At 72.8% G+C, this 25,722-nt stretch carries 24 protein-coding genes, 1 tRNA gene and 1 pseudogene; 15 read left to right on the plus strand and 11 right to left on the minus strand.

Annotated features, from left to right (window positions below):
• Positions 1–3: 3 nt before the first annotated feature.
• On the minus strand, positions 4–693 hold the full coding sequence (locus ACODT5_RS31940) for a response regulator transcription factor (RefSeq protein WP_266908557.1): 690 nt from the start codon (positions 691–693) through the stop codon (positions 4–6).
• Positions 694–772: 79 nt separating this feature from the next.
• Between ACODT5_RS31940 and ACODT5_RS31945 the strand changes: the two genes are divergently transcribed.
• Together ACODT5_RS31945 and ACODT5_RS31950 are read left to right on the plus strand one after the other, a co-directional pair.
• A complete protein-coding gene (locus ACODT5_RS31945; protein WP_422522601.1) occupies positions 773–1,321 on the plus strand; it encodes a hypothetical protein in 549 nt (182 codons plus the stop codon).
• 90 nt (positions 1,322–1,411) lie between these two features.
• Positions 1,412–2,914: a class I adenylate-forming enzyme family protein gene (locus ACODT5_RS31950; protein ID WP_422522602.1), complete on the plus strand. Its 1,503-nt coding sequence runs from the start codon at positions 1,412–1,414 to the stop codon at positions 2,912–2,914.
• Between the two features lie 7 nt (positions 2,915–2,921).
• Here ACODT5_RS31950 and ACODT5_RS31955 read toward each other — a convergent pair whose 3' ends face one another.
• Together ACODT5_RS31955 and ACODT5_RS31960 are read right to left on the minus strand one after the other, a co-directional pair.
• A complete protein-coding gene (locus ACODT5_RS31955; protein ID WP_422522603.1) occupies positions 2,922–3,806 on the minus strand; it encodes a spermidine synthase in 885 nt (294 codons plus the stop codon).
• A 52-nt stretch (positions 3,807–3,858) separates the two neighbouring features.
• Entirely contained in the window at positions 3,859–4,314 is a 456-nt protein-coding gene (locus ACODT5_RS31960) for a hypothetical protein (protein WP_422522604.1), read from the minus strand.
• A gap of 305 nt (positions 4,315–4,619) precedes the next feature.
• On the opposite strand from ACODT5_RS31960, the gene ACODT5_RS31965 reads away from it, so the two are divergent.
• Genes ACODT5_RS31965 through ACODT5_RS31975 form a run of 3 tightly spaced genes read left to right on the plus strand, consistent with a single transcriptional unit; the run spans position 4,620 to position 6,693 of the window.
• The gene (locus tag ACODT5_RS31965; RefSeq protein WP_422522605.1) at positions 4,620–5,969 is read left to right on the plus strand and encodes an NsdA family TPR-like regulatory protein; all 1,350 of its coding nucleotides are present in this window, start codon (positions 4,620–4,622) and stop codon (positions 5,967–5,969) included.
• Positions 5,970–6,022: 53 nt separating this feature from the next.
• Positions 6,023–6,298: a hypothetical protein gene (locus tag ACODT5_RS31970; protein ID WP_422522606.1), complete on the plus strand. Its 276-nt coding sequence runs from the start codon at positions 6,023–6,025 to the stop codon at positions 6,296–6,298.
• The gene (locus tag ACODT5_RS31975; RefSeq protein WP_422522607.1) at positions 6,298–6,693 is read left to right on the plus strand and encodes a PIN domain-containing protein; all 396 of its coding nucleotides are present in this window, start codon (positions 6,298–6,300) and stop codon (positions 6,691–6,693) included. Before ACODT5_RS31970 ends, ACODT5_RS31975 begins: the two co-directional genes overlap by 1 nt.
• A gap of 81 nt (positions 6,694–6,774) precedes the next feature.
• Here the strand turns inward: ACODT5_RS31975 and ACODT5_RS31980 are convergent, their stop codons facing one another.
• Positions 6,775–7,371 carry a histidine phosphatase family protein gene (locus tag ACODT5_RS31980; RefSeq protein ID WP_422522608.1) on the minus strand — a complete coding sequence of 199 codons (597 nt, stop codon included), beginning with the start codon at positions 7,369–7,371 and terminating at the stop codon, positions 6,775–6,777.
• 177 nt (positions 7,372–7,548) lie between these two features.
• On the opposite strand from ACODT5_RS31980, the gene ACODT5_RS31985 reads away from it, so the two are divergent.
• The 4 genes from ACODT5_RS31985 to ACODT5_RS32000 are packed head-to-tail and all read left to right on the plus strand — an operon-like array spanning position 7,549 to position 12,632.
• Positions 7,549–8,577, plus strand: coding sequence for a phosphatase PAP2 family protein (locus ACODT5_RS31985; protein ID WP_422522609.1), 1,029 nt, complete (start codon positions 7,549–7,551; stop codon positions 8,575–8,577).
• The gene (locus tag ACODT5_RS31990; RefSeq protein WP_422522610.1) at positions 8,540–9,703 is read left to right on the plus strand and encodes a hypothetical protein; all 1,164 of its coding nucleotides are present in this window, start codon (positions 8,540–8,542) and stop codon (positions 9,701–9,703) included. The genes ACODT5_RS31985 and ACODT5_RS31990 overlap by 38 nt, the downstream gene beginning before the upstream one ends.
• Positions 9,691–11,292: a hypothetical protein gene (locus ACODT5_RS31995; protein WP_422522611.1), complete on the plus strand. Its 1,602-nt coding sequence runs from the start codon at positions 9,691–9,693 to the stop codon at positions 11,290–11,292. The genes ACODT5_RS31990 and ACODT5_RS31995 overlap by 13 nt, the downstream gene beginning before the upstream one ends.
• Positions 11,289–12,632 (plus strand): AAA domain-containing protein, encoded by a 1,344-nt coding sequence (locus ACODT5_RS32000; protein ID WP_422522612.1) that lies wholly within the window; start codon positions 11,289–11,291, stop codon positions 12,630–12,632. Before ACODT5_RS31995 ends, ACODT5_RS32000 begins: the two co-directional genes overlap by 4 nt.
• A gap of 9 nt (positions 12,633–12,641) precedes the next feature.
• Here the strand turns inward: ACODT5_RS32000 and ACODT5_RS32005 are convergent, their stop codons facing one another.
• Positions 12,642–13,130, minus strand: coding sequence for a MarR family winged helix-turn-helix transcriptional regulator (locus ACODT5_RS32005; protein WP_422522613.1), 489 nt, complete (start codon positions 13,128–13,130; stop codon positions 12,642–12,644).
• 129 nt (positions 13,131–13,259) lie between these two features.
• Between ACODT5_RS32005 and ACODT5_RS32010 the strand changes: the two genes are divergently transcribed.
• Positions 13,260–13,829, plus strand: a complete 570-nt coding sequence (locus tag ACODT5_RS32010) for an NADPH-dependent FMN reductase (protein WP_422522614.1) — start codon at positions 13,260–13,262, stop codon at positions 13,827–13,829.
• On the opposite strand, the gene ACODT5_RS32015 is transcribed toward ACODT5_RS32010, so the two are convergent.
• Positions 13,819–15,081 (minus strand): M20 metallopeptidase family protein, encoded by a 1,263-nt coding sequence (locus ACODT5_RS32015; protein WP_422522615.1) that lies wholly within the window; start codon positions 15,079–15,081, stop codon positions 13,819–13,821. The two genes, ACODT5_RS32010 and ACODT5_RS32015, sit on opposite strands and share 11 nt — an antisense overlap.
• Before the next feature lie 153 nt (positions 15,082–15,234).
• Between ACODT5_RS32015 and ACODT5_RS32020 the strand changes: the two genes are divergently transcribed.
• The 3 genes and pseudogenes from ACODT5_RS32020 to ACODT5_RS32030 all read left to right on the plus strand — a co-directional run bounded on the left by ACODT5_RS32020 (position 15,235) and on the right by ACODT5_RS32030 (position 16,379).
• Positions 15,235–15,582 (plus strand): hypothetical protein, encoded by a 348-nt coding sequence (locus tag ACODT5_RS32020; protein ID WP_422522616.1) that lies wholly within the window; start codon positions 15,235–15,237, stop codon positions 15,580–15,582.
• Positions 15,583–15,738: 156 nt separating this feature from the next.
• Positions 15,739–16,315 (plus strand): annotated as a pseudogene (locus ACODT5_RS32025) (bifunctional DNA primase/polymerase).
• Positions 16,306–16,379, plus strand: a tRNA-Lys gene (locus tag ACODT5_RS32030). Before ACODT5_RS32025 ends, ACODT5_RS32030 begins: the two are co-directional and overlap by 10 nt.
• Positions 16,380–16,459: 80 nt before the next feature.
• Here ACODT5_RS32030 and ACODT5_RS32035 read toward each other — a convergent pair.
• Entirely contained in the window at positions 16,460–17,704 is a 1,245-nt protein-coding gene (locus tag ACODT5_RS32035; RefSeq protein ID WP_422522617.1) for a M6 family metalloprotease domain-containing protein, read from the minus strand.
• A 345-nt stretch (positions 17,705–18,049) separates the two neighbouring features.
• On the opposite strand from ACODT5_RS32035, the gene ACODT5_RS32040 reads away from it, so the two are divergent.
• A complete protein-coding gene (locus tag ACODT5_RS32040) occupies positions 18,050–19,972 on the plus strand; it encodes a putative bifunctional diguanylate cyclase/phosphodiesterase (RefSeq protein ID WP_422522618.1) in 1,923 nt (640 codons plus the stop codon).
• 1 nt (position 19,973) lies between these two features.
• On the opposite strand, the gene ACODT5_RS32045 is transcribed toward ACODT5_RS32040, so the two are convergent.
• From ACODT5_RS32045 to ACODT5_RS32055, 3 genes are all read right to left on the minus strand, one after another.
• Complete coding sequence (locus ACODT5_RS32045) at positions 19,974–20,234, minus strand: DUF397 domain-containing protein (protein WP_422522619.1); 261 nt, start codon at positions 20,232–20,234, stop codon at positions 19,974–19,976.
• Positions 20,194–21,042 carry a helix-turn-helix domain-containing protein gene (locus ACODT5_RS32050; RefSeq protein WP_422525103.1) on the minus strand — a complete coding sequence of 283 codons (849 nt, stop codon included), beginning with the start codon at positions 21,040–21,042 and terminating at the stop codon, positions 20,194–20,196. Before ACODT5_RS32050 ends, ACODT5_RS32045 begins: the two co-directional genes overlap by 41 nt.
• Positions 21,043–21,209: 167 nt before the next feature.
• On the minus strand, positions 21,210–22,928 hold the full coding sequence (locus ACODT5_RS32055) for a glycosyl hydrolase family 18 protein (RefSeq protein ID WP_422522620.1): 1,719 nt from the start codon (positions 22,926–22,928) through the stop codon (positions 21,210–21,212).
• A gap of 340 nt (positions 22,929–23,268) precedes the next feature.
• On the opposite strand from ACODT5_RS32055, the gene ACODT5_RS32060 reads away from it, so the two are divergent.
• Positions 23,269–24,387, plus strand: coding sequence for an NADAR family protein (locus ACODT5_RS32060; RefSeq protein ID WP_422522621.1), 1,119 nt, complete (start codon positions 23,269–23,271; stop codon positions 24,385–24,387).
• Between the two features lie 24 nt (positions 24,388–24,411).
• Here ACODT5_RS32060 and ACODT5_RS32065 read toward each other — a convergent pair whose 3' ends face one another.
• Entirely contained in the window at positions 24,412–25,584 is a 1,173-nt protein-coding gene (locus ACODT5_RS32065; protein ID WP_422522622.1) for an LLM class flavin-dependent oxidoreductase, read from the minus strand.
• Positions 25,585–25,722 lie beyond the last annotated feature (138 nt).

A 25,722-nucleotide genomic window follows, 5' to 3' on the forward strand; every position in this document is an offset into this window, starting at 1 on the left:
TCCTCACGCCGGGGGCTCCAGCTTCACCCCGACACCCCTCAAGGTGTGCAGGTACCGCGGGCTGGCGGCGGTCTCGCCGAGCTTGCGGCGCAGCCACGACAGGTGGACGTCGATGGTCTGGTCGTCGCCGTACGACTGCTGCCAGACCTCGGCGAGCAGCTCCCGGCGGGCCACGACCACGCCCGGCCGCCCGGCGAGGAAGGCCAGCAGGTCGAACTCCCGCCGCGTGAGGTCCAGTACCGCCCCGTCCAGCTCGGCCTGGCGGCGCAGCGGGTCGATGGCGAGGCCGCCGACGCGCAGCACGCGGGAGGGCGGTTCGGCCCCGGCCGAGGAGCGGGCGCGGCGCAGGACGGCGGCCATCCGCGCGGAGAGGTGTTCCACGGAGAAGGGTTTGGTCAGGTAGTCGTCGGCGCCGTCGTTGAGCAGCCGGACGATCTCCGCCTCGTCGTCGCGGGCGGTCGCGATGATGACGGGCACGTCGGTGATCCCGCGCAGCATCTTGAGCGCCTCGGCGCCGTCCAGGTCGGGCAGTCCGAGGTCGAGGATCACCACGTCGAAGCGGTTGTGGGCGACCTCGCGCAGCGCCTCCAGGGCGGTGCCGACGCTGCGCACGGTGTGCGAGGCCTCGGTCAGGTGCCGGATGAGGGCGGAACGTACGAACTGGTCGTCCTCGACCACGAGCACACTTGCCATGGCCCGCACCGTAGCCCATTCGGGGGAGGCCGAGGGGTGCCGGGCCAGGTCTGGGACGGGTGGTGCAGTATGTCCCCCGATGCGACGAGGACTTGTCGGTAGAGCAATCGCCCATGCGGGCGCGTGGACCCTGGCGACCGGGGCGGCGGTGACGCTGTCGTGGTGGGGCGTGCACTCGGTCATGTCCGGTACCGCCTATGATCCGCCGCTCGCGGTGCCGCTGGCCACGCAGCCCCTCTCCTCCTCCACCCACCGGGCGCAGCCGCCGGAGCCGACGCCCTCCCCGACGCCGTCCGCGTCACCCTCCATGTCCTCCCCCTCCCCTTCCCCTTCCCCTTCCCCTTCCCCTTCCGCCAAGCCCTCCGCGACGCCCACCCCCCGTTCGCAGCGGCAGGGGACCCCGAGCGAGAACGTGAAGGCGTACAGCGTCTCGGGCGGCCGGGTCGTCTTCGATCTCGGCGCCACCTCCGGCGAGCTGGTCTCGGCGACCCCGCTGGCCGGCTGGCGGATGCAGGTCTGGAAGCAGCCGTCCTGGATCCGCGTCACCTTCACCCGTGACGGCCGCGAGGTGTCGGTGTTCTGCACCTGGCACGACCACCCGCCGCTGGTGGAGATCATCGACCCGTAGCCGGCCGGTCCCTGGACGGCCGACCCGGAGACGGCCGCCCCGCAGGGCCCGTCCTCCTGCCGGATGTGGCCCGCCGGATACCGTGGCGCCATGAGCACCGGCGCGCGGTACGTCACCGACCTGATCGACGCCTGCGAGCGGTACGGCGACCGCCCCGCCTTCGGGTCCGGGCCCTGGGTCCTGACCCACTCCGAGGTGCTGGCCTGGACGTACCGGCTGGCGGGCGCCCTGGCCGACCTGGGGATCCGGCGCGGCTCCGGGCTGGCCGTCGTATCGGCGGGCAATCCGCCGCGGACCCTGCTCGTACGGCTGGCCGCGCACGTGCTGGGGGCCCGGCTGACCCACGTGTGCGTCGGCCCCACGACCCACGGGCTCGACCACCTCCTACGGGACTGCGAGCCCGACCTGGTCGTCCACGACACCCCGGTGCCGCCGGGCCCCGCGGCCCGCATCGGGCTGGCCGCGCTGCTGGACCTGGCCTCCGCCCGGGAGGCCCTGCCCGTCGCGGTGGCGGCGCGCGGCGAGGACGTGGCCCGGGTGACCTACACGGGCGGTACGACGGGCCGCCCGAAGGGCGTCGCCTCGACCTTCGCCGCGATGGCGGCCCGTACGGCCACCCGCACCGACTCCCCGTCCGCCGACGGCTCGGCGCCGCTCACGTTCGTATCGACCGACGCGCTCTCCCAGCGCTCCGGCGGCCGCTGCCTGGAGCAGCTGCGGATCGGCGGCCGCTCGGAGATCGTGCACCCCCTGGGCACCCGGGAGTTCGCCGAGGCCTGTCGGCGGCTCGGTCCCGCGGCCACGTACCTGACGCCCTCGATGCTGTACCGGCTGCTCGACGACCCGGAGACCGCCGACGGCGTGCCCGGCCTGGTACGGGTCTCCTACGGCGACTCCCCCGTCCACCCCGAGCTGCTGCGGCGGGCGCTGACCCGGTGGGGTCCGGAGGTGCGCTGGACGCAGGGCTACGGGATGAACGAGGCCGGGGTGCTCAGCCGGCTCTCCCCGGCCGACCACGACGCGGCGGCCACCGACCGCCCCCACCTGCTCGGATCCGTCGGCCGCCCGGCGCCGGGGGTGGAGGTCGAGGTACGGGGCTCCGCGCCCGGGGCCACCGGGGAGGTGTGGGTGCGCTCCCCGATGGTCATGGCCGGCTACCGCAATCAGCCCGCCCTGACGGCCGAGGTCCTGCACGACGGCTGGCTGCGCACGGGGGACGTCGGGCATGTCGACGCCGACGGGTACCTGTACCTCGACGACCGGGTCAAGGACGTGGTCATGGTGCACGGGGCGAACATCTACTGCGGCCCGATCGAGACGGCCCTGACCCGGCACCCCGCCGTGGCCCGGGCGGCCGTCGTGGGGCGGACGGACCCGCTCACCGGGGAGGCGGTGTGCGCCTTCCTCGTCGCGGCGCCCGGCCACGCCCCGACGGACGCGGCGGCGGCCGGGGCGTGCGCGCTGGTCGCGGCGGAGCTGGCGCCGGGGCAGCGGCCGGCGGCGGTGTTCTGGCTGCCGGAGCTCCCGCTGACGGGCCGCGGCAAGCCGGACAAGCGGCGCCTGCGGGAGCTGGCGGCAGCGTCCGGGGAGTAGCCCCGGGTCAGCGGAAGACCGACGGCGGGGGCTCCGGCGAGGCCACCGCCGAGGCGTCCGAGACCGGGACGGCGCCGCCCGCGAAGTCGATGAGGGCGCGGCCGTGTTCGACCCGGCCGGGGTGCGGGTCGCTCGCCACCCGGCGGGTGAACTCGGCGACCGGGAGCTCCCGGTCGGCGGCCACCAGCACGGCGTTGCCGAAGCGTTTCCCCCGCCACACCACGGGGTCGGCGGCCAGCGCCAGCTCCCCGAACCGGGACGCGGCCGTGGCGATCTGGCCCCGCAGGTGCGAGAGCGGCGGACCGTCCGCGAGGTTGGCCACGTACCAGCCGCCGGGCGCCAGGGCGCGGCGTACGTCGTCCAGGAACTCGGCGCTCGTCAGGTGCGCCGGGGTGCGGGCCCCGCTGAACACGTCGGCGATCACCAGGTCGGCCCAGCCGTCCGGGATCTTCGCCAGCCCGGCCCGGGCGTCGACCGCGCGGACCCGGACCCGGGCCTGCGGGTCCAGCGGCAGGTGTTCCCGTACGAAGGCCACGAGCCCGGCGTCGATCTCGACGATCTGCTGCGTCGAGCGGGGGCGGGCGGCGGCCGTGTAGCGCGCGAGGGTGAAGGCTCCGCCGCCGAGGTGGAGCACGTTCAGGGGCTGGCGGGCGGGGGCGAACAGGTCGATCAGGTGCCCGATCCGGCGCTGGTAGGCGAAGTCCAGGTGCCCGGGGTCGTCCAGGTCCACGTGGGACTGCGGGGCTCCGTCGATCAGCAGGGTCCAGGCGCGCGACCGCTCCCGGTCGGGCTCCAGCGCGGCGTGACCGCCGTCCACCGGCCCGGCCGGCGCCTCGGAGTTCTCGCGCCCGCGCCGCTTGTCATCGCCCTTGCCCTTGCCCTTGCTCGCCACGCCCCCATTATGGCTGGTCAGGGCCCGACAGGCGCTCGAGCCCGTCGGGGCCCTAGCGGCAGTTGTCGGCGGCCTCGATCAGCCGGGCCGCCTCGCCGAGCGCCGCCCGCAGCACCTCCGGGTCGGTGACCGGCCCGACGGCCTCCGGCGGCAGCAGCCAGCCGGTGTCGCCCGCGGTGGGCGAGGTGTCGCCGAAGCGCATGCCGCGCCCGTTGGTGTGCGTACAGGCGCTGCCCGGGAGGTCCCAGGCGTCGGCAGTGCCGGGCGGGACGAGGAAGCCGAGGGTGCTGCCGGAGCCGTCGTGCAGGACCGGGCCGACGCCACCCGCGCGGCTGGCCTGGCCGGCGGCCCGCTGGATGATGTCGACGGCCTCCAGCCCCTGCCGGGTGGGCACCGTGACCAGGTCCGGGGCGCCCGGGACGAAGGACACCCCGCCGGCCATGAGGGGCGCTCCGGTCTGCAGGGGCGCTCCGGTCTCGGGCGCGGTGTTCGTATCCGTGCTCTCCATGCCGCCCTCCACCAAGGGAACCCCTCCTCAGATCCGCGTACGAGCATCGCGGGAGCGGTCCCGGAAGCCTGCGGGCTTCCTCCCACTCCGCATGAGTTCAACGCACGGGAACGTCAACAGGTGCGGTGGCAAGACGCTGCAAAGGATGGCAGTTCATGGCGGATCGCGGGTGAGATATCCGTTTTGTAGCCAAACACCGAGTCAACCCTCCACCGCTGGCGGTACGTTCATGCCCGCCGGGCAGCGCGTCACAGGCACCACACAGTCACCGGCAGCGCAATCACTTGCCCAGAGAGGCCGCGTCCATGGCGACGTCCCCCCACTCACCCAACATCCCCTTCCGGCGGCTGCGCGGTCAGCACTCCCCGGCCGAGTTCGCCGCGCTGGTGCGCAGGGCGGCGAAGGAAATCGGAGAAACGGTTTCCTGCGACGCTCGTTACATCGGCCGGGTCGAGTCCGGCGAGATCCGCTGCCCCAACTACGCCTACGAGCGGGTCTTCCTCCACATGTTCCCCGGCCGCACCCTGGCCGACCTGGGGTTCTCACCGCGCGAGACGGTACGGGGCCGGCTGGCGCAGCGCGAACAGGCGGAGTCCTGCTCCGCCTTCGCCAAACGCCCCCACCCCACCGTCATCCCTGCCCCTTCGCGTTCCAAGGAGAGCGACGTGCTGCGTCGCGCGTTCATGGCGGGGGGCTCCGCGACCGTGGCGGCCGCGACCCTCAGCCTCACCCTGCTCGGCGACACCCGCCGGCTCCCTTCCCGCGCCGGCGAGTCCGAGGCGGCCGCCGTCGAGGACGCCGTACGCCAGATCCGGCTGCTGGACGACCGGCACGGCGCCGACGCCCTGTACCGGCGGGCCGCGGAACCCCTGCGCACCGCCTACGCGTTGCTCGACGCGGGGGCGACCCGGCAGTCCACCGAGGACCGGCTGCACGCGGGCGCGGGCGAGCTGGCCATCTCGGTGGGCTGGCTCGCGCACGACTCGGGCCGGTTCGACGACGCCCGCTCGCACTACGCGGAGGCGCTGGCCACGGCCCGGGTCTCCGGGGACGCCGGCCTGGAGGCGCACGCCTTCAGCAACATGGCCTTCCTCGCCCGGGACTGCGGGCGCCCCCGCGAATCGGTACGGGCGGCCCAGGCGGGCCGCCGGGCCGCCCGGTCGCTCGGTTCCCCGCGGCTCCTGTCGCTGCTCGCCCTGCGGGAGGCCGGCGGCTGGGCGGGGCTGTCCGACCGCAAGGCCTGCGAGGAGGCGCTGACCCGGGCGCACACGGAGTTCTCGCGCGGCGAGGCGGGCGCGGACCCCGAGTGGATGTCCTTCTTCGGCGAGGCCGAGCTGGAGTCCCTGGAGTCCCGCTGCTGGGCCTCGCTCGGCGAGCACGCGCGGGCGGCCCGGCACGCCCGCCGGGCGGCCGACCTCCAGGATCCGCACTTCGCCCGCAACGTCGCCCTCTACACCGCCGAGCTCGCCGACAACCTGGCCCACGCGGGCGCCCCCGACGAGGCCGCCTGGGCGGGCGGCCGGGTGCTGGAGCTGCTGGAGGAGGTCCAGTCGACCCGGATCCAGTCGATGCTGGCGGCGACGGCCCGCACGCTGGTTCCGCACCAGCGCTCCCCGCGCGTGGGCGCGTTCCTCGGGCGGCACGCGTCGGCGTGACCCTCCGGGGGCTGTAGCGGTGGCCGACGGCCCCGAGCGGTATGATGACTGGTATGGCAACGAAGAAGTACACCGTGACCCTGCCCGAGGAGCTGGCGGAGGAGATCCGCGCCGAGGTGGGGTCCGGCGGCTTCAGCCGATACGTCACACAGGCCATAGAGCGCCAGCGCGAGCGGGACCACCTTCATGAGTTCGTCGGCTGGTGGGAGGGCGAGCACGGGGAGGTCGCCGACGCCGAGCTGGCGGTCGCCGAGGCGGAGCGGCTCTCGCTCCAGCGGCAGCATGCGGAACGCAAGGCCCGGTCCGTGCCGGACCGGAAGGCGAGTTGATGTCGGAGCTCGTCTACTTGCTCGACAGCGAGGGCCTCTCCCAGGCTGTGCTCGGCAACCGCATCATGGGTGCCCGCCTCAAGGACGCGGACCGCTCGGGAATCCGAGTGGTCACCAGCTCCATGACGCTCATCGAGGCCTACCACAAGCGAGTCAAGAAGGCCGCGTGGACGTGGACCCTTTCCAAGATCGTGGTGGAACCGGTCACCCGCGAGATCGCAGGCGAGGCGATCGAGCTGCTTGAGAGCGCCGGCCTGCACGGCCACAAGTACGCCATCGATGCGGCCCTCGCGGCCGTGGCACTGCGCCAGCCCGGTGACGTCACGATCTTCACGTCCGACGAGGAAGACATGAAGCTCCTCTGCGGCGACCGCATCGTCGTACAGGGGATCTGAGACGGAGAACCCGGTGTGGCGGGCCACCCCCGGCGGGCAGAACGGGGACGGTCGGGGAGCGGCCCTTCCGGCAGGCCACCGCTACGCGTCCAAGTGCCCCGTGTCGTTCCAGCGCTCCAGCGCGGGGGCCCCGTACGCCCAGCCCAGGACCGACAGGGAGGTCGGCTCCAGGCGGATGCGGGCGCCGAAGGAGGCGTCGAAGCCGAGCCAGCGTGCGGCCAGGGTGCGCAGGATGTGGCCGTGTGCGAAGACGAGGACGTCGCGTTCGGCCGAGCGGGCCCAGGTGACGACCTCGTCGGCGCGGGCCGAGACGTCCGCGACGGACTCGCCGCCCGGGACCCCGTCGCGCCAGATCAGCCAGCCGGGCCGGATCGCCTGGATCTCGGCCGGGGTCATGCCCTCGTAGTCGCCGTAGTCCCACTCCATCAGCGCGTCCCACGGCTCCGCCTGGACGCCGAAGCCGGCCAGGTCGCAGCTCTCACTGGCCCGCACCAGGGGGCTGGTGCGCACTTCCAGCCCGCGCAGGCTCGCCCAGGGGTCGCGGGCGAGGCGCTCGCCGAGCAGCTTCGCGCCGCGCTTCCCCTCCTCCAGCAGGGGCACGTCCGTGCGTCCGGTGTGCTTGCCGAGCTGGGACCACGCCGTCTGGCCGTGGCGGGCCAAGAGGATGCGGGGGGCCATGTGAGTTCTCCTGGTCGAGGGGTGAGATGGGTGGACGGGCAGGACAGGGCGGGCATGACGGACAAAGCATCGACGGTCCGACCATTCGCACTGCTTTGCGGTGGTTCCGTCGCCGCTCCATCATCCATCAGGTGAACGCCACGCAACCCTTGCGTCTTCACGCACGTCATACGCCGTATGACTAATAGGCGGCAGCCTCCGCGCTGGTGGGCCGAACTGCTGCTCCTGGGGCTCGTCTACGCGGCGTACTCGGGTGGCAGACTCCTCGCCCGGGGCGACGTCGGACTGGCGGTGGACCACGGGGTCGCGATCCTGCGGCTGGAGGAACTCCTGGCCCTCGACCTGGAGCGGCCGCTCAACCGGCTCTTCACCGGGCAGGCGGTCCTCGGCATACCCGCCGACTTCCTCTACGCCTCCCTGCACTACCTCGTCACCCCGGCGGTGCTGGTCTGGCTCTACCGGCGGCGCCCCCAGCAGTATCGATTCGCCCGCACCTGGCTGATGCTCTCCACCCTCCTCGGACTCGTCGGCTTCGCGCTGGTGCCCACCTGCCCGCCCCGGCTGCTCGCCGCCTCGTACGGGTTCACCGACACGATGGCCCGGTACAGCGACTACGGCTGGTGGGGCGGGGAGGCCAGCGCGCCGCGCGGGCTCGGCTCCTTCACCAACCAGTTCGCGGCCATGCCCAGCCTGCACGTGGGCTGGGCCCTGTGGTGCGGGGTCGTGCTGTGGTGCTGTGCGCGCCGGCCGCTGGTGCGGGCGCTCGGGGCCGCCTACCCCGTCGTCACCACCGTGGTGGTCATGGGCACGGCCAACCACTACTTCCTCGACGCCGTCGCCGGGGCCGCCGTGATGGGGGCCGGCTACCTCGCGGCCCGCGCCCTGCCCGCCGGGATCACCGGGGGCGCGGGGATTACCGGGGGCGCCGGATTCCGCGCCTCCGCGGGATCGGCCGCGTCCGCCGGGCCCGCCCCGCACACCACCCGAACAGCCGGTTTCCGCAGTAAGTCCACGATTGTCAGTGGCGGATGGGAGACTTCCGCGGGTGAGCTCCTACCCGCCCAGCGCCTCGTCGCCACAGACCCCGCCGCGGTCCCCCGGGCCGACAGCGCAGCCGGCGGCATGGCAGGCCACGCAGACCGCGCAGGCCGTGCAGGCCGCGCAGCCGATGAATCCCCCGAAGACTCTGCGGCAACGGCTCGCTGATCTGCGCGGCCCCGACGTCGCACCGCGCCCCCTCGACGCCCGGGCGCTGGCGGCACTCGCCGCCAACCCCGGCTGCGGCAGACGCGCCCTGCTCGACGGCGCCGGCGTGGACAAGACCGTGCTCGCGGCGGCCCTCGGCTCCCCCGCGGCCTTCGGCCAGTCGCAGTTCGCCATCGTGCGCGGCAACTCCTTCGAGGCCAAGGTCAAGGGCGACGGCGGAGCCGAGCTCCTGCGCCTGGTGTACGAGCACATCGGCGCGCGATCCGGCGGCGCGGCCGGCCCGCCCGGACCGGACGCCCTCACCCCCGACCTCACCGCCGCCGGCCCCCAGGGCCGGGCCGCCCGCACCGCGCTCGCGCTGCGCGAGGCGACCGCCGCCGGTGCCTGGACCCTGCTGGACCACCCCATGCTCGCGCTGGAGGTGGCCGGCTCCCCCGCCTACCTGGAGCCGGACGCCGTCGTCGTGCACCCCGACGGGCGCTGGACCGTGGTGGAGATCAAGTCGTTCCCGATGATCGACGGGTCCGCCGACGCCGCGAAGGTGGGCGCCGCCGCCCGCCAGGCCGCCGTGTACGTGCTGGCCCTGGAGGCGACCGCCGCGAAGGTGGCCGGCGCCGAGGTCGGGCACACCGTGCTGCTCGTCTGCCCCAAGGACTTCTCCAACCTGCCCACCGCCGCTCCCGTCGACATCCGCCGCGAGCGCTCCGTGACCCGGCGCCAGCTGGAGCGGCTCACCCGGGTCGAGGAACTGGCCGGGGCACTGCCCGAAGGCCTCACCTTCGATCCGGCGTGCTCCGCCGAGGAGCTGACCGAGGCCGTGTCGGCCGTGTCCGCCGCCTACGCCCCCGAGTGCCTGGCCGCCTGCGAGCTGGCCTTCCACTGCCGGGACCGGGCGCGCGGGGCCGACGAGGTGACCGCGCTCGGCCGCTCGGTACGGGGTGAGCTGGGCGGGCTGACCACGGTCGAGGCCGCCCTCGCGGCGGCCGCGGGCGGCACGCCTCCCGACGACACGGCCCCCGAGGACCCCACCGCGGCCGCGCTGCGGTACGCCGCCCGGCTGCGCGCCGAGGCGCTGGAGCAGGCTCCCGCCCGCATCCGCACGGAGGCCGTCGAATGTCCCTGCTGAACACCCTGGCCCGGCTGGAGGCCGTCCGCGCAGGGCGGGCCCAGCCGCTGGCGACCGTACGGCACCGGCATCTGAGCGAGCGCCCGCTGGTCTTCGTACCGCTGACCACGGCGGGCGAGGCCGGGGCTCCGCTCGGCGCGATGGTCGGCACCGATCCGGACCGGCCGCACGTCCTGGCCATACCGCAGCCGCGCGACCGGGACCTGCGGTGGGAGTTCCTGGCGGCGCTGGCCGGGCACGTGGTCCCGTACATCGATGGCTACGCGGACGCCGTCGAGCCGGTGGAGCGCACCGAGACCGACCCGGAGACGGGCAAGCGGGTCAAGGTCGAGGCCGAGCTCTGCCTGGACGCGCCGCAGCTGATCGTGCCGAGCCGTGCGGGCATCGAGTACGTCCGGCTGCTGGGGCGGTCCATGCGGTTCCGGCGGACCGCCGAGGAGGACCCCGAGCACCCGTACCCGGCGCCCGCGCAGGTGCCGCTGCTGGGGCGCTGGTTCACGCACCTCGCCGAGCGCTCCCGGGTGCCCGGATCCTCCATGCTGCTGTCCGCGACGGACCTGCTGTCGCGCCACTGGGCCACCGGGCAGAGCAATCTGGAGGACCAGCACCTGCGTGCCCTGCTGGCGTGGATCGACCCGCCGGAGGGGGAATCCGGCGCCGAGCGGGCGCTGCGCGCGGAGCTCGACCGCGATCCGCAGGGCGTGCTGCTCGTCCCGCCGGCCGGTCCTGCCACCGATCCGGCCTTCGACAACAAGCTGCTGGCTCCGGCGATCGCGAAGTTCGACGCGGCGCGGGCGGCCGCGGACACGAGCGGGAACGGCGACGGGCGGCGCGCCGCTGCCGAGCAGGCGGTCCGGCGGCTGGTCGTGGAGCAGATGGAGGGCACCTGGCGGGCGGTCTGGGATTCGATCGCCCTGTTGCGCGAACTGCCCCCCGGGCAGCGCGCCGAGGACCGCTGGACCGGTGACCGCTGGTCGTACACCGGCCACCGGGACCGGGTCCGGGCGGGCGAGGGCCCCCAGCCGCGCCGCGACGACGCGGTGACGGCCGCGCGCAAGCTCGCGGCGCGGGAGACCGAGCAGGTGCGGCTCGACGCCCAGGAGGCGCTGGACGACCTGCTGGTGATGGCGGGGCGGCGGCTCGCGGGCGAGGCGTTCGCCGGGGAGGTCACCGAAGTGGTCATGGAGTGGACGGAGTCGAAGCGGCCGAGCCCGCGCCCGCTGGTGTGGGTGGCCACGGAGGACCGGCCGCAGCTCACCGACGGCGGTGAAGGCGGCGGCCCGAAGGTGTACCGCTCGCTCGACGGGCGCCCGCAGAGCGCGCAGTTCGTGCGCCGGGAGGAGGACGGCCGGCTCGTGCTGCGCGTCCTCGACAAGATGGGCCGCGGCAAGGATCCGGAGCCGGGCTCGGTGCCGGAGAAGGGCGACCGGGTGTGCTGGACGCTGTTCGAGCACGACGCGCGCGGCGGCCCGAAACTGCCGGACGCCGAGCAGACCCCGTGGACCCACGGCGGGCCGCCCGCGCACCTGACCGGTGACGCCCCCGCCCTGCCGCTGCCCGATCCCGTGACCGCCGAGGACCTCCTGTGAGCACCGCGAGCACCGCTTTCGATCCGGGCGCGGCCGCCGGCCGGGCCACCGACGCCATCCTGCGCGACACCCTGCACGGCGGGGCCCGGGGCGTGGTCGTCGATTCCCCGCCCGGGGCCGGGAAGTCCACGCTGGTGGTGCGGGCGGCCCGGGACCTGGCGGCGGCCGGGCGCCGGCTGATGGTGGTCGCGCAGACCAACGCCCAGGTCGACGACCTGGTGCTGCGGCTGCACGCGAAGGATCCCGAGCTGAAGGTGGGCCGGCTGCACAGCAGCGAGGGCGACGCCTACGATCCGGCCTTGCGCGAGCTGGACTCGGTGGTGCTGTCGGCGAAGCCGGGGGACCTCGCGGGGCTGCCCATCACCATCTCGACGGCGGCCAAGTGGGCGTGGGTCAAGGACGTGGAGCCCTGGGAGCACGCCATCGTGGACGAGGCGTACCAGATGCGCTCGGACGCGCTGCTGGCCGTGGCCGGGCTCTTCGACCGGGCGCTGTTCGTGGGCGACCCGGGGCAGCTCGACCCCTTCAGCGTGGTCGGCGCCGAGCAGTGGGCGGGCCTGTCCTACGACCCCTCCGCCTCGGCGGTGTCCACCCTGCTCGCGCACAACCCGGACCTGCCGCAGCACCGGCTGCCGGTGTCCTGGCGGCTGCCGGCTTCGGCCGCGCCGCTGGTCTCCCGCGCGTTCTACCCGTACACGCAGTTCCGCAGCGGTACGGGCCCCGGCGAGCGGCGGATGTCCTACGGGGTCGCGGGCGACGGCTCGGGCCCCGACCGGGTGCTGGACGAGGCCGCCGAGTCGGGGTGGGGGCTGCTGGAGCTGCCGGCCCGGCACACCCCGCGCACCGACCCGGAGGCGGTGCGGGCGGTGGCCCTGGTGGTCCGCCGGGCGCTGGACCGGGGTGCGGTGACGGCGGACGAGCAGGCGGGCGGCCCGTCCCCGCTGACGGCGGACCGGATCGCGGTGGGCACCGCGCACCGGGACCAGGCGGCGTCGGTCCGGGCGGCGCTGTCCGCGCTCGGGGTCACGGGGGTCACCGTGGACACGGCGAACCGGCTCCAGGGCCGCGAGTACGACCTCACGGTGGTCCTGCACCCCCTGTCGGGCCGTCCGGACGCGACCGCCTTCCACCTGGAGACGGGCCGGCTCTGCGTACTGGCCTCACGGCACCGGCACGCCTGCGTGGTGGTGGCCCGGGCGGGGATAGCGGACCTGCTGGACGCCCACCCGTCCTCTGAGCCGGTGCAGTTGGGCGTGACCATGAAGTTCCCGGACGGCTGGGAGGCCAACCACTCGGTGCTGGCCCACCTGGCGGAGCACCGGGTGGTCTGGCGGCCGTAGCCCGGGGGCTCAGCGGGTCTTTCGCTCCACGCCGAGGCGGGTGCGCAGCAGTTCGCCGACCTCGGCGAAGGTGCGCAGCTGCTCCGGGGTCAGGATGTCGATCAGGTGGCGGCGCACCGATTCCACGTGGAGCGGGGCGGCCGTCATGATCGTGGTGATCCCCTGCTCGGTGAGCACCACTTCGGCGCCGCGCCCGTCGTCGGCCACCTCTTCGCGGCGGACGATGCCCCGCTGCTCCATCCGGGTGAGCTGGTGGGAGAGCCGGCTGCGGGACCACTGCATGAGGACGGCGAGGGCGCTGATGCGCATGCGGTGGCCGTCGGTGGAGCCGAGCACGGACAAGACGTCGTAGTCGGCTTCGGAGAGCCCGCTGTCCTGGGTCAGATCGCGCGCGATGTCGGCGTTGACCAGCGGGAACATTCGCCGCCAGGCGTACCAGGCCTGCTGTTCGGACTCGCTGAGCCAGCGGGGTGCGCTCTCGGTCTCGTTCTCGGTCATGGTCGAAGTCTAGACCGGTACGTGACACGTCACCTACCTAGTTGACACGTCACGCACTCCTGCGCTTCCATGAACCCCACCCCATAGGTGACACGTCAACAAAATCTTCCAGGCCGCGAGGAGCACACCGTGAACGCCCACCCGATCCGCCTGCACATCGTCTCCGCCTCCGTCCGCCCCACCTCCGCCGCCCGCCCCCTGGCCCGCTGGGCCGCCGACCAGGCGCGTCGGCACAGCCTCTTCGAGGTCACCCCCGTCGACCTCGCCGAGATCGCCCTGCCCTTCCTGGACGAACCCGAATGCGCCTCCACCGGGATCTACGCCCACTCCCACACCCGCGCGTGGAGCGCCCTGGTCGACTCCGCCGACGCCTTCCTCTTCGTCCTGCCGATGTACAACCGCGGCTTCTCCGCCCCGTTCAAGAACGCCATCGACTTCCTCCACCGCGAATGGCAGGGCAAGCCGGCCGGGCTGCTCTCCTACAGCGCGGGCGGCTCCGGCGGCGCCCCGGCCGGGCAGATGCTGCGCCCGGTGCTGGAGGCCGTCGGCATGGTGCCGACCGGGGCCTCGGTGGCCGTCCCGGGCATCACCGGGCTGGTCACGGCCGACGGGTTCCGGGCCCCGGAGGGCCTCGCGGGCGAGCTCGCGGTCGTACTGGACGAGCTCGCCGCCCTGGCGAGGACGCCGGTCAGCGCGTGACGAGGGCCCCCGTCAGGTGGTCGTACGCGGCGTGCGCGTGCAGCCGTACGCCCGTGATCAGGGTGTCGTCGTCGGCGTAGAAGGCGGGGTGGTGGTTGCCCACCAGGCCGCGACCCCCGGGAACGGCCACGGGTTCGCCGCTCGCCGGGTCCAGGGCGGTGTCCTGGACGCCGAGCATCACGTACAGCCCGCCGAAGCGGGTGATGAGTTCGGAGACGTCGTCGTAGCCGAGCGTGCCGCCGACCTCCACCACCCGGTCCGTGCCCGCGACCCGGCGCAGGGTGGGCAGCGCGGCCTCGACCCAGTCCGCTTCGTTGCGCACGGCGGGCACGTCCTGGAGCAGCTCGACGGCCGCGGAGGCGCCGTACGCCTCGGCCGTGTGCTCGGCCAGCACCGTCAGGCGGCGCTTGACCTCGGCCATGTCCCGCTCCTCGGCGCAGCGGATCGTGCCCCACAGGGTGACCGTTTCACCGATGACGTTGAACCGGCCGACGTCCTCGATGTGACCGATGGAGACGGTGACCGGGGAGAACGCCGAGACCTGCCGGTAGAGCTGGCCGATCCCGGTCAGCAGCGCCCCGACGGCGGGCATCGGGTCGATGCCATACCAGGGCGAGGAGGCGTGGGACTGCCGCCCGGTGACGGTGATCCGGACCAGGCAGGAGGCCCCGTACATCGGGCCGGACTTGTAGCCCACCCAGCCCTTGGGGTGCGGGGTGACGTGCATGCCGAAGGCCATCGTGGGGACGGGATCCTCGAAGGCGCCCTCGGCCACCATCAGGCGCGCCCCGCCCTCCTCGTCGACCGGCGGGCCCTCCTCGGCCGGCTGGAACACGAACAGCACGGTTCCGGGCAGCCGTTCCCGCACCCGTACGTCGGCCAGTGCGCGCGCGGCTCCGAGGAGCATCGCGGTGTGGCAGTCGTGGCCGCAGGCGTGCGAGGCCCCGCCGGCGGCGGCGAAGTCCGCGCCGCAGCGGTCGGGGACGGGCAGCGCGTCCATGTCGGCCCGCAGCGCCGCCACCCGGTCTCCGGGCCGGCCGCCGCGCAGCACCCCGACCACCCCGTGCCCGGCGATGCCGGTCCGCACCTCGTCCAGCCCGAACCCGGTGAGCTCCCGCGCCACGAGCCGCGCGGTGGCGGCCTCGCGGTTGGGCAGCTCCGGATTCTGGTGGAGGTGACGGCGCCAGCCGATCACCTGCTCGATGCCCTCGTCGCAGAGCTTGTCCAGCGTCTCGTGCACACCATCGGTCATACGCACGTTCTAGCCCATGTGCCGGGGCCCTCGGGCGCCCTTGCGTGAAGCTGGACAATGGACGGTGGCCCGGAAGCTTTTCGACCCGGAAGCCTCGCGCCCCGGGAGCCCCCCGGCGCGGAAGCTTCCCCCACGTCCAGCAGGAGGACACGCATGGCAGAGCCCGAGCGGACCGAGCGGAGGCTGCGGCCCGCGCAGTTGCTCTTCGAGCCGTCGGAGACCGTCACGGACCCGGAACACTTCTTCGACCTCGAATCGATCGACGACCCGCGGGAACTGCTGGTCCGGGCGACGGAGCTGACCCTGGCCTTCCGTGCCGCCCAGGAGCGGGCGGTGGAGTTCCAGGCGGTGGCGGCGGCGCAGCTCGCGGACCCCCGGCGGTTCGACCGGCTGTCGGCGGCGACGATCGCGGAGCAGGCGGAGTGGACCGAGGACTACGCCCGCAAGATGATCGAGTTCGGCGAGTCCCTGCTGCGCGGCACCGCTCCCGAGGGAGCCTGAGGACACGCCCGGGACGCCCCCGGGACGTGACACCCGGCCTCGACCCCTGGCATATGCGGGGCGCAACATACCCCAGTCCCACCCGGCCTGTCCCGGTTTCCCGTAACTCCCGGAGATCGGCTCGCTACCCCGGGTAGACCTGAACGCATGACGACCATGACCGGCTGCCCCGCGCTCGACCTGCGGACGACGACGACCGCCTCCGCGACCCACGTCACCCCGGCCGGCGCAGCCTGGCTGGCCTCGGCCTCCGCCCAGCCCGGAGGCACGCTGGCCGCCTGGCAGGCCCGGCCCACCGCGCCCGCCGTGCTGCCCTGCGGGACCGCCTTCGACGTCGTCAACGTCCCCCTCGTCCTCGGGCGCCGGATGCTCGACCTGCTCTGGGCCGAGGGCCCCGGCTCCGGACCGGCCGCCGTGCACCGCGGGCGGACCCTGCTCTTCGCCGCCCCCGGCACCGCCCACCGGCTCCCGGCCCTGCTGGCCTGGGAGGAGTGGAGCACCCCCGTGCCCGCCCCGCTCTGCCACGGCCGCGGCGACGCCGTCACCGTGCCCCCGCTGGCCGGCGACGGAGGGCCCTCGCGCTGGCTCGTGGCCCCCGATACCCGGTTGCCGTGGCTGCCCGGGCCGGAGGCGCTGCTGTGGGCGTTCGTCCGTGCCACCCGAGCTGCGGATATCGATTTTTCCGATCGCCGCCCGGGGTGCTAATGTCTTCCTCGTCACCAAGCGCCGCTAGCTCAGTTGGTTAGAGCAGCTGACTCTTAATCAGCGGGTCCGGGGTTCGAGTCCCTGGCGGCGCACAGACGGAGAAAGACCCCCACGCGAGTGGGGGTCTTTTTCGTGTCCGGGGTCCCGCGCCCCGTATACGGTCCCGGCGCTCCTAGCGCTCTTCCCGCGTGATCTTCACCGTGTACGCGCCCGACTGCGTGCGGTCCGCCACTTCCACGGTGATCCCCTCGCCCGGAACGGTGAAGGTCTCCCCCAGCTCCAGCGGGGCGTCCGCCAGCGGCGGGTACACCGAGCGGTCCCAGCAGGCCTCGGTGCCGGGGTGTGCGTCCACGACCTCGATCGGCCCGCCCCCGGAGGCCGCCTCGTTGCGGACCCGGTAGATGAGCACCCCCTCGGTACAGGTGTCCCCGTCGTTGCCGGCGGAGCCCCGCGCCTCGACGGCGATCGCGCTGCCGGCGCCCGTACGGACCACCGCGAGCCGGGTGCCTCCCGTACCGCCCGGGCGCGGGGCCTCGGACAGCGGCTGGAGGGTGTGCAGGGAGGAGCCGGCTCCCACGCAGTCCACCTGGGAGGCGTCCAGCCAGCCGAGCTTCCACTTCTGCCAGGCGAAGAGGTCCGGGGCCATGCCGAACTGGCTGCCCATGACGTCCCAGTCCCCGACGTAGGTGTCCCAGTCGCCCTTGCCGTCCGAAGGGCGGTGGTAGAGGTCCGGCAGGTCGAAGACGTGCCCGGTCTCGTGGGCCAGCACGTTGCGGTCCGGCGGGTGCTTCTCGAAGACCGTGACGATGCGGCGCAGGTCGGTGCCGTCCGCCCGGATCGGCTGCTCGAAGTTGACGACCTTGGTGGCATCGGAGTCGACGCCGGGCGCCTCCGGGTCGGCGACGAAGTAGACGACGTCGTACCGGCCGAAGTCCACCGCCGGGTCGGCCCCGGCCACCGCGTCGCGCAGGTAGGCGGCCCGGTCCGCCGGGGCCCAGTCGCGCTGTATGCCGTAGGCGGCGGACGGCTTCGGCATCTGGATCCACTGCTTCTGCGGGTGCGGGACCAGGCGGAAGCGGCCGTAGGAGGCCCGCTCGAAGAACTCGCTGGTCGCCGGGAAGTAGTCGGCGGTGAGTTCCTCGGTGGTCAGGGCGGGCCGGTGGTCGGGGAAGGAGAGGAAGACCATGACCGCGTTGAGGGTGCGCTCGGGCTTCGGGTAGGCGCCGTTCCAGCTGTCCAGGCCCAGGGAGTGGTGGGCCGCGGTACGGGTCAGCGCGCAGGGTCCGGCTCCGGGGGCGGCGACCGCGGGTCCCGCGACGAGCGACATGGCGGCGAGCGCCGTCAGGGAAGTGAGCGCCGCCGCCGTGGTTCGCATGCGGGAGCGGTCCACTCCCCCGGGTGTCTGCTGTCGCGGCACATCGACCTCCGGTGGTGGATTAGTACCTCTTCATCCACTTTGGGGCGATTGTCTTACTAATGCCCTGTTCCGCTGCCCCACACGAGTGAGCACTAGGGCAAGCCGGTGACGCCGGGTTTCGCACATGCGCCTACGGAAAGTCACGACCGATCAGGTCGGGTCAGCGGTGGGCGCCGGATGCTCACAGCCGTGCGGAAACGATCATTCGCCGTCACGTCGACGATCCGTCATCACGCCGAACTCCCGCGCCCCGCACGGCGTCGCCGCTGGATAGGGCCGTCCGGGAGCCTCTATGATCGGCACACTTTCCTGCACGGACACTCACACGCACTGCGGGAGCCAACGGTGAGCGGAACCCCAGACGGAACCGGTTCGGCGGCCGACAGCATCCGACCGGCCATGACGCAGCGTCACCCGGCAGCGCCGGCGACGACGGCAACCCCGGACCGCGCCGACCACCAGGCCGAGTACGAAGCCGACCGCCGAGCCGACCACCAGGCCGACCACCAGGCCGACTACCGGGCCGCCTTCAACGCGGCCCACCTCCCCATGGCCGTCGTCGACCGCACCGGTCACATCTCCGGCGCCAACCAGGCCCTCGCCGCGCTCCTCGGCGCCGAGCCGCACGTCCTCGCCGGGCAGTCCGCCGCCGACCTGGTGGACCTCGCCTCCGAGGCCCGCACCTGGCACGCCTACCAGGAGGTGCTGCGCGGCCGGCAGGCCCGGCTCCGCTGCACCCGCCGCCTCAAGCACCCCGACGGGCACTCGCTGTGGACCGAGATCACCCTCGGCCCCGTACCCGGCACCACCGACGTCCTGCTCTCCGTCGCCGACATCAGCGACCGGCGCGACCTCCAGGCCCGGCTGCGCCACCTCCAGATGCACGATCCGGTGACCCGGCTGCCCAACCGGGCCCTGTTCTTCGAGCGGCTCTCCGCCGCCCTGGAGGCCTCCTCGTACGGGCAGAGCGGCACGGGCCGCATCGGGCTCTGCTACCTGGACCTCGACGGATTCAAGGCCGTCAACGACACCCTCGGCCACCGCGTCGGCGACCGGCTGCTGACCGCCGTCGCCGGGCGGCTCACCCAGTGCGCCGACCAGTCCGGCTACGGGCGCACCGGCGGCCACCTGGTGGCCCGGCTCGGCGGCGACGAGTTCGCCCTGCTGGTGGAGGAGTCCACCGGCACCGAGCAGCTCGCGGACCTGGCGCGGAGCGTCCTGGCCGCCGTACAGGAGCCCTTCGACCTGGCCGGTCAGCGGCTGTCGGTCTCCGCCTCGATCGGCGTGGTGGAGCGGGCGGCCGCCGGGACCTCGGCGACCGGCCTGATGCAGGCCGCGGACACGACCCTCTACTGGGCCAAGGCGGACGGCAAGGCCCGCTGGACCCTCTTCGACCCGGAGCGCAACGCGCACCGCATGACCCGCCAGGCCCTCTCCTCGACGCTGCGGCCGGCCGTGGAACGCGGCGAGTTCAACGTGGAGTACCAGCCCCTCGTGGACCTGGAGAGCGGGGCGGTGCGCGGGGTGGAGGCCCTGGTGCGCTGGAACCACCCGCAGTTCGGCACGCTGACGCCGAATCGGTTCATCGGAATCGCCGAAGAGGACGGATCCATCGTCCAGTTGGGCCGCTGGGTCCTGCAGACCGCCTGCCGCCAGGCCCGGCGCTGGCAGATCGAGCAGCCCAGCGACTCCCCCGTCTTCGTCTCCGTCAACGTGGCCGTCCGCCAGGTCTGGGACTCCGACCTCGTCGGCGACGTCGCCGAGATCCTCGCGGAGACCGGCCTGGCCCCCCAGCTCCTCCAGCTCGAGCTGACGGAGTCGGCCGTCATGGGCTCGGCGGGCCGCCCGCTCCAGGCCCTCCAGGCACTGAGCGACATGGGGGTGCGGATCGCCATCGACGACTTCGGCACCGGCTACTCGAACCTGGCCTACCTCAGCCGCCTCCCGGTCTCCGTCCTCAAACTGGACGGCTCCTTCGTCCGGGGCTTCCGCTACGAGGAGGGCTCCCACCCGAACCCGGCCGACGAGACCATCGTCGAGGCCTTGGTCCAGCTCGCGCACCGGCTGGGCCTGACGGTGACCGCCGAATGCGTGGAGACCGCCGGCCAGGCGGCCCGCCTGAAGCGCGTCGGCTGCGACACCGGCCAGGGCTGGCTGTACTCCCGGGCGGTGGCGCCGGAGGCGATCGCAGCCATCATCAGCCGCCAGGCGGCTGCCGCCGCGGAACCGGGGCAGCCGGAGGGGCCTGCCCCGCACCCCGAGGTCTGAGTCAGAGACTCCGCACGAAGGCCCCAAACGCCTCCGGCGCGATGGTGAAGGCGGGGCCGTCTGGGCGCTTGGAGTCCCGGACGGCTACGCGGCAGGGCTGGGGGGCGACCTCGACACAGTCGCCGCCGGTCCCACCGCTGTACGAGGCCTTGCGCCAGGCGGCTGCACCTAGCGGGGCACACTCGACGCACTCGCCGCCGTTCGTGCCGCTGTAGGACGACTTACGCCACTGCACGCCCGTCAGGTACACACTGGTCCCCATAGCGTTCCTCCATTACGCGTGCGATCAGAAGGGCCGACTCCTCCGGCGAGAGGGCTGCGGCCTGCAGCCGAGCGTATCCGACGGAACGTTCCCTGATCACTGGCGGATTGGCCGTCATATGGCCCGAGTCGTAGCTCTCCGCGTAGAAGAGATCAGGGTCGCCGTCGAAGCGAAGGAGAGTGAACGAGCCCATCATCCCGCTGTGTTCGCCAGCCGAGAAGGGGAGCACCTGGATCTGGATCCAGGGCCGCTCGACGAAGGTCAGGAGATGGGCCAGTTGCTCCCGCATGACCTCCCGGCCGCCTACGCTCCGGTGCAGCAATGCCTCATCCAGCACTACCAGCAGCACCGGCGGCTCCTCACGCATCAGGATGCGCTGGCGCTCCATTCGGGCCGCCGTGATCTCGTCAGCTCGGTCGGGAAACTCCACGCTCACCAGAGCCTTCGCGTAGGCCTCCGTCTGAAGTAGCCCGTAGACCAACTGAGCCTGGAACGTGGAGATGAACGCCGCCCTCGCTTCCATCTCCGCGTACGCCTGGAACCAGTGGGGCAGCTGGCTCCGTAGGACCAACCCCACCAGCCGGGAGAAGTGCCCGTCAGTACCCAGCGCAGCGTCGAGCCGTTCCGAGAAGTCGCGGGTCGGGACTCGTTTCGTGTTCTCGATCATGCCGATCAGCGAGCCCGAGCAGTAGATGATGTCGCCCAACTGGCCCTGCTTCAGCCCGGCGGCTTCTCTCAGGCGGCACAGCTCATACGCGTAGTAGTCCAGCGGCGAGGCGCTGGGATCGAGAGCGCGGACGTTGACCAAGGGAATGGTCACCCCCATGAGGACGCGTGCGGATCCAACTCGTCGCCGAGCGTAGCGACCACCGCACGCTCCGGTACGGGGAATCCCGCAACCATGTCACACAGCAGCCCCCGCACCCTGGGAGGGGAGTGCGGGGGCTGCCGGTCGCTCGGCGCGGGGTGGGGGGATCAGCAGGCGCCGAGGTCCTTCCAGACACCCCATTCACCGGTGGTGCCGGGCACCTCGTTCTGCGTCCACCACTGGGCCTTGTACTTGCGGCCGTTGTGCGAGACCTCGTTGCCGCCGGTGTAGATCGTTCCCGCGACGTACGCCGGGGTCGAACCGCAGCCGGTGGGCGGGGTCGTCGTCGGCGTGGCCGTCGGCGTCGCCGTGGGCGTGGCCGTCGGGGTCGCCGTCGGGGTCGCCGTGGGCGTGGCAGTCGGGGTGACCGGAGGCTGCGTGGTGCCGCCCAGGGAGTCCGAGATCTGGTTCAGCAGGGTCGCGTTGGCGTCCAGGCCGAGCAGGGAGTACATCATCGCGCCGGCCAGGCCGCGCTGCTTGCCGTAGTCGACCCGGGCCTGGATGGACTTCTGGTTCAGGCCGGTGAAGAACTCGCCGTCCTTGTAGAAGTACGAGGCCTTGGCCTGGTCGTCCCAGAAGGTGGTCGCCGGGTTGTCGACGATGCCGCCGAGCTCCTTGTAGAGCGCGATGCCGGCCTGCTGGCTGGTCGGACGGGCCGCGGAGGCCAGGGTGGCGGGCTGGGCGAGACCGTTGGTGGTTCCGGGCTGCACGCCCTTCCAGCCGCGGTAGTAGAACTCGTAGCCCAGGACCAGCTTGTTGGCGGGGAAGCCGCCGGTGATGCCGTAGGCGGCGTTGCCGTCGATCCAGGAGTCGATGGCGTTCTTGATGCTGTACTTCTCGGTGCCCGGGGCGATCGCGTCGGTCGGGTCGGACGCCGAGGGCAGCAGCGGGGACTGGTGGTACGTCGGGCCGTCCGAGTCCCAGGCGCCGTGCATGTCGTACGTCATGATGTTCGCGTAGTCGAGGTACGCGCCGATCTTGTCCGTCTCGATGTACTTGATCTTGTCCTGGCCGGCCGGGAGGGCCGAGGTCAGCAGGTACTTCTTGCCGCCGTTGGCCGCGCCGTGGGCGTCGAGCTGCTGGCGGAACTCCTTGAGCAGGAGCGTGAAGTTCTGCTTGTCCTCGGGGGCGTAGTGGTTGCCGAGGTGGCCGCCCGACGAGCCCGGGTACTCCCAGTCGATGTCGATGCCGTCGAAGATGCCGGCCGCGCTGCCCACGCCGCCGTAGCCGCCCTCGACGGGCAGGTTGCCCTTGATGTACTGGTCGATGCAGGAGGAGACGAGCTTCTTGCGGGAAGCGTCGGTCTTGGCCGCGTCGCTGAAGTACTTCGAGTAGGTCCAGCCACCGAGCGAGATGTTGATCTTCAGGTTCGGGTACTTCGCCTTGAGCTGCTTGAACTGGTTGAACACGCCGACGATCGGCTGGTCCCACTTGTCCGCGACGCCGCTGACGCTGTCGGCCGCGCTGAAGGACTTCTGGTAGTCGGCGTACGAGTCGCCCGCACCGTCACCGGCGTTGGGGTTGTTGTCGTCGCCCGCCGCCTTGTTCGCCTCAAAACAGGTGAGGTTGGTGGGGTGGATGTTGCCGAACGAGTAGTTGATGACGTCCAACTTGCTCGCTATGCCACGGGTGTCGAGGTGCTTGGGGTAAAAGGCGTTCCCGTACACGGACCACTGGTCGTAGTAGGCGATCTTGACGTTGCCGGCCGAAGCGGTGGTCCCGGCCTCGGCGGCCGAGGCGGTGGTGAGTCCCGCGAAGGCGGCCAGCGTGCCGCCGGCCAGCGCGGCCGTAGCGGCGGCCGCGATGAGGGATTTACGGATGTGCATGAACTGCCTCCGGGGAAGTGGGAGGGGAAGGCAAGACTTCAGGTGGGGATAGTGATAGCGATCACTCCGGTCCCGAGTCAATGGTTTGGACCAAAGAAGGACTAGACCAGTTGGCGCCCAGAACCCCACGTCAGCGACGTGGGACCACACCAAAAATCGCCCGCCACCCATGGTGACGAGCGATTTAAGGCTGCCTTCATTCACCCTCCGGACAGGTTTCAGCAACAAACCAGCCAAACTCCGGTTGCCGGCCCGTGCGGGTCCCTCCGGGGTCGCTCGGGGCTCGTTGGCACCCGTAAACCCTTCCGGGCGGGCTCGCGTCGGACGGCAGAATCACGGGATGATCGGCAAACGCATCATCCATCGCACCGTGGACGGCATCCGCATACCCGGCACCTGGCGGCACGCCTTCATCCACAACGGCCACCACCATCTGATCGACCTCTTCATCTACGCCGACGGGCTCATCGGCTGCTGGGACCTGGTCACCGTCGAGGAGTTCGAGGAGAAGCTCCGGACCGGGTGGGTGGCCACCACCGTCCCGGAAGGCGCTGTGGCGGCCGCGGACGGGATGGGAGAGTGGAAGTTCAGCGAGCCCCGGCACTGGACGACTCCCGACCAGCTCGTCGCCGAAATCCGCGACACCATCGACCAGCTGAACAAGCGACCCGACTCGACCGAGCGCTGCCTGGCCGCCGTCGACGTCTTCCTCGCCGATCGGACGGAGGAGAACCGCGCCGCGGCCCGCACCGCGTTCCTCGCCATCCCGAAGTCTCAGCGGCACTGGGCGCTGGGTGACAGGACCGACAACTGGCAGCTTCCGGTCCTGGTGGCAGGCCTCGGGGGCCGTACCTACCTGTTCCCGCGGGAACCGGTCGTCACCCAGGAGCGCTATGACGAGGCCCTCGCATACTTCGAGGAGGCGGCCCGCCGGAAGGACAAGCCGAGCGCACGCCTTCCAGCGGACGGTCCGGCGGTTCTGTACAAGCCGGCCGTCCGCCTCACGCACACGTTCACGCCCGAACGGGTCGCGGCCCCCGGTCGGCTCGGACTGCGCAACGAATACCCCGCCCCGATCGCCATCGGGAAGATCGCGTACGCCTCCGTCACCCATGCCTACTGGGCCCTGTCCGTCGCGGATCCAGAGGTGAGCGAGGCGGTCGCCTCGACGGACACGTACCGCGAAGCGCGCAAGCTCGCGCTGACGGCACCGCGCCATGAGGGCTGGGAGCAAGCACGTGCCGCCTTCATGACCAGCCTGCTGCGCGCCAAGTACGACCAGCACCCCGACCTTGCCGAGATCCTGCTGGCGACCGACGACGCCACCCTGGTCTACGACGACTTCGACTCGGACTTCTGGGGGCACAATGCCAGCCAGGGCCGCAATTGGACCGGCCGGCTCCTCGAACTGGTCCGTTCCGAACTGCACATGCGGCGGTCCGGGTTCCCCGGTCTGTGACCGGGGAACCCGGGACCGGTCGGCTCAGGCGCCCAGGGCCGGCAGGCCGTACGCGTCCGCCACGAGGGCGTACGAGCGGAGGCGGGCTTCCCCGGAGTGGGCGTTGGCGGTCAGCATCAGTTCGTTCGCGCCCGTGAGCTTCGCGAGGTCGTCCAGGCCCGCCGTGACCTCGTCCGGGGTGCCGTGGACCACGCTCGCGAGGCGGTCGTCCACGAACTCCCGTTCCAGCGGGGTGTACGGGTACGCGGCCGCCTGTTCGGGTGTCGGGACCAGCCCGGGGCGCCCGCTGCGCAGCTGGAGCATCGACAGGGCGCCGGTCAGGACCTGCGCGCGGGCCTCCTCGGCCGTGTCGGCGGCGAGGGCCGCGACTCCGATGACGGCGTACGGGGCGTCCAGGACGGCCGAGGGGCGGAACGACTGCCGGTAGAGGTCGAGGGCGGGCAGGGTCCCGGCCGGGGAGAAGTGGTGCGCGTAGGCGAAGGGCAGCCCGAGTCCGCCGGCGAGGCGGGCGCTGAAGCCGGAGGAGCCGAGCAGCCAGATCGGCGGCCGCCCGGCGGGGCCCTGGACGGGGCCCGGCACCGCGTGCACGCGGGCGTACGGGTGCCCGTCGGGGAAGTCGTCGTCGAGGAAGCGGATCAGCTCCGCGAGCTGCCGGGGGAACTCGTCCACGGCCTCGTCGCGGCGCCCGGGCCCGCGCAGGGCGGCGGCCGTGTGCCCGTCGGTGCCGGGTGCGCGGCCGAGGCCGAGGTCGATCCGGCCCGGGGCCAGGGCCTCCAGGGTGCCGAACTGCTCGGCGATGGCGAGCGGGGCGTGGTTGGGCAGCATGACCCCGCCGGAGCCGAGGCGGATCCGGGAGGTGTGGGCGGCGAGGTGGGCCAGGATCACGGCCGGGGAGGAGCTGGCGACCCCGGGCATGGAGTGGTGTTCGGCGACCCAGTGGCGGTGGTAGCCGCGGGACTCGGCGAGCCGGGCTATGTCGACGCTGGTGCGCAGGGAGGCATGGGCGGTGCTGCCGGCACCGACGGTGACGAGGTCGAGCACCGAGAGCAGCACCGGGGCCCGGCCGAGGGCCGTCCCGCGGATCTCCCCCTCGCCCGATCCGATGGCCGGTCCGCTGCCCGCGCCGGCGCTCGAACCGGCGCCCGGACGGTCGTCTCCCCGTCGTCCAGCGTCCCCCGCGTCTCCGGTGTCACTCATCGTCTCTCCCGCTCCGTTCGCCCGCTCGTCCCGTCCGTACGAAGAACCCGAACCGCGCGGCCGGTCCGGGCATTCCCGGCGCACTGGACACCACTCATGACCTAGGCATATGCCAGCGGAGTAGATCCAGGCAGACCG

Origin of the sequence: Streptomyces tatrensis (genome assembly GCF_049310065.1) — a bacterium.
Taxonomy (GTDB): Bacteria; Actinomycetota; Actinomycetes; order Streptomycetales; family Streptomycetaceae; genus Streptomyces.